This is a genomic window from Duganella violaceipulchra, assembly GCF_019166075.1.
Taxonomy (GTDB): domain Bacteria; phylum Pseudomonadota; class Gammaproteobacteria; order Burkholderiales; family Burkholderiaceae_D; genus Rugamonas; species Rugamonas violaceipulchra.
Window position 1 is genome coordinate 1 of record NZ_JAHTGR010000135.1, and the last position, 425, is coordinate 425.

Consider the following 425-nt stretch of genomic DNA (forward strand, 5'->3'; position numbering starts at 1 on the left):
CACCTCCGGCCGGCTTGGCCGCGACGATGCGGTGCTGCATATTGGTCGGCCGATCGCCAACACACAGGTCTACATCCTCGACGCCTGGCGCCAGCCGGTGCCGCTGGGCGTGGCCGGTGAGTTGTACATCGGCGGGGCCGGCGTGGCGCGCGGCTATCTGAACCTGCCGGAAATGACCGAGGAACGCTTCCTGCCCGATCCGTTCGCCGGCGTGGCCGGCGCCCGCATGTACAAGACGGGCGACCTGGGACGCCATCTGGCCGACGGCAACATCGAATACCTGGGGCGCAACGACTTCCAGGTCAAGATCCGCGGCTTCCGCATCGAGTTGGGCGAAATCGAAGCCAGGCTGTCGGCCTGCGCCGGCGTACGCGAGGCGGCGGTGCTGGCGCGCGAGGACCAGCCGGGCGACAAGCGGCTGGTCG

General features: G+C 69.4%; 1 protein-coding gene. It reads left to right on the forward strand.

Annotated elements, in window-relative coordinates:
- Window positions 1–425, forward strand: a 425-nt coding sequence (locus tag KVP70_RS35865; protein ID WP_217946721.1) for an AMP-binding protein, incomplete at both ends; no start/stop codon positions are given.